Origin of the sequence: Methanospirillum sp. (genome assembly GCF_035406105.1) — an archaeon.
Taxonomy (GTDB): Archaea; Halobacteriota; Methanomicrobia; order Methanomicrobiales; family Methanospirillaceae; genus Methanospirillum.
In genome coordinates this window covers 1-2,880 of record NZ_DAONKG010000075.1, presented here as the reverse complement: position 1 = coordinate 2,880, position 2,880 = coordinate 1, and the positions used below count along the sequence as shown (strand labels likewise).

The window sequence follows — 2,880 nt, the reverse complement described above, 5'->3', positions numbered from 1 at the left end:
TATCAGTGTTTCACGGGCTTCATCAGAAAGCCTTGGAAAACAACTCCTTTTTGCATAAGCGACATATTTGCGAAACATCGCCGGATCTATCTCCGGTGTCACCGGCTTTAACTGCTCGGTGATGTACTCTTCGTCCACACCAGGTATAGGTTCACGGTTGTGCTGCGCAATCAGTTCCCCAACACTATGAGCTTTAATAATATGTTCTGCGATTGCAAGGTCCCGCTCATGCTCCGGCTTATCGGTAAGGACAAAGAGCAGATCAAATCGTGAAAGGAGAGAGGGGGGCATATTAATCTGATCCCCGATGGGAACAAAATCATCAAATCTCCCATATTTCGGATTTGCTGCACCCAAAAGTGCACACCGGGACTTTAACGTAGCGGTAATTCCGGCTTTTGCGACCGAGATGGACTGCTGTTCCATCGCTTCATGAAGAGCACTCCGGTCATGCTTATCCATCTTATCCATCTCATCAACACAGGCAACACCCATATCAGCAAGGACAAGGGCTCCTGCTTCAAGTGTCCACCGGCCATCACCAAACTCATCTTTTACCGCTGTTGCAGTAAGACCGGCTGAGGTAGTCGATTGTCCTGAGGTATAGATAGCCCGTGGAGAGAGACGGACAACATATCTGAGCATCTGTGATTTTGCAATACCAGGATCTCCTATCAGCAGGACATGAATATCACCCCGAAGCCTGCTTCCGTCAGGCATCTCCTTCGCAATTCCTCCAAAGAGCTGGAGAGCGATTGCATCCTTGACATCATCAACTCCATAGATAGTCGGAGCTATAGAATGTGCAATCTTCCGATAGATGTTGGGGTCCTTTGAGAGGGCAATAATCTCTTTTTCATCCTCCTCGCTGATATTGACCTCCTCAAACTCCTTTTCAGCAACCTCAATCGAGTTACATTCAACATAGATGTCAAAAATTGTTGATTTTGTGCCGTATGAGTTGCGTTGCATGGACCGGAGAATTCCATTGACCACAATACGATCACCTGGTGCAACCATGCCACAGATATCATCCGTCACATCCAGATCGATGGTCTGAGGCTGCTCACCCCCACGAAGCCCCTCAGGAGATTCCTGAATTCTGAGTTTTTGAGAGTCGACAAAACGGGAAAAACGGGGTATCAATTCAAGTTTTTTCTGGGTACATCCATCAGCCTGACATCCGTCCGGCTCAACAAAGGGACCATATGACTGAGCTTTTACCGTCCGGTGCCCGGCAGGACAACGAAATACAGCAAGAGTAATTCGTGGCCTGACTTCAGTTGTTTTTCGAAGAATGCCCTCAATACTGATAAATTTCCCAATATGATCCGAACGAATCTCTCTGATTGCTATCTTCCTTGGCAGATTGATAAACCTGACATTAATATCTGGCTGTTCATCTTTTTTTCTTGTTTTTACCAGACGGTGTGTTCGTATCGCATCCTTAATATCCCCTATCACCTTCCCCGGGTTTTCCAGCAGTTCATCCGCAAGTTCTGTCCCGGTCTTCCCAAAACTCTCTATATCACGATAATTTATGAAAAGAGATCGGGTATAGGGATATTCACGAGATAATTCATCCAGTTCTTTTTTATATCGTGTCTTAAGGAACCGGTGCCAGTCTGCATCACGATCCGTAATCTCAACCGAATCAGCATCTTTCGCAGGTACCATACGTATCAGACGTTTTGGACATTATGTTCATAAAAGGGGGATATATGTTTGTCTTACTGATTAAGAGATTTTTCGAAAATGAACATTCGGAACGCTCAGAACAAAACAGGCCCCTTCCCCTTTTTTTCCATTCTCGATGATTGAAATATTCGTAATCGAGAGGATCTCTCTGACCAGAAAGAGTCCAAGACCAGTATTTTTCCCATATCCACGGGCAAATATCTGTTCTTTATCCTCATCAGCCACACCTGCCCCGTTATCTGCAATACTGACATTCAGGATATTGTCCTGTTCTCTGGCATTGATACGGACGTGCGTTACATGCTCGCCATGTCTGATCGCATTATCAAAGAGATTATAAAATACCTTTTCAATCAGGGGATCAACAAATATCTCATAATGGCCGACTTCAGGATCAACCTCAATGGTGATCTGGGGGAAAGACTGACTGAGTTTTTGTATAAGACTCTCAAGATGTATCCAGACTGCACCTTTCACCCCCAGTTCCTCATATAGTCTGGTAAACTCAATCTGGGCAGACAGACGGGAGAGGAGTTGGCCTTCACGTTCCAGATACTCCAAAAACACCGGATCAGTACTGTCCATTCTTGCCAGTTCATTATATGAAAGCAGGGCCATCATCGTATTTTTCATATCATGCCGGGTAATGGAAGATAAAAGACCGAGTTTTCTGTTTGCCTGGGATAAGGATAATTCGACACGTTTCCTCTCTGAAATCTCGTTTTTCAGATCATCATTTATCCGGAGTAATTCATTATTTGCATCGCTCAGTTGATCATTTACCGATGCGAGCCTATCTTTCGCCTCGTTCAGTTCATTATTTTTGGTGATGGCAATCTCATAGGTAGAGAGAAGAATATTCAGAATCTTCTGACGGTTTGATCTGATAACATGAGTTTGTCCTGAAAAAAACACTGAAACCCCAGATTCAACAGATTCATCTGAATAGAGTGATCGGTTTGCCAGTATGACTTCAATCCGGTCAAGAAGATATTGTGGTTCATATGGTTTTATGATAAAATTGTCTGCCCCGCATTCAAGTCCTGACAAAACATCCCGTGGATCAAAAAGCTGCGTTACAAGGATGACCGGGATGTTACGGGTTGCTGGATCGGCTTTTAAAAGTGTACATAATTCATATCCGTTCATCTCAGGCATGACCACGTCGGTCAGGATCAGGGT

2 protein-coding genes are annotated in these 2,880 nt (G+C 44.5%); both read right to left on the bottom strand.

Annotation, left to right across the window (positions count from 1 at the left end; genetic code table 11):
- A partial coding sequence (locus tag PLA23_RS06010) for a minichromosome maintenance protein MCM (RefSeq protein ID WP_324474430.1) occupies window positions 1-1,677 on the bottom strand: 1,677 nt, incomplete at its 3' end.
- 60 nt (window positions 1,678-1,737) lie between these two features.
- A partial coding sequence (locus tag PLA23_RS06005) for a hybrid sensor histidine kinase/response regulator (protein ID WP_324474428.1) occupies window positions 1,738-2,880 on the bottom strand: 1,143 nt, incomplete at its 5' end.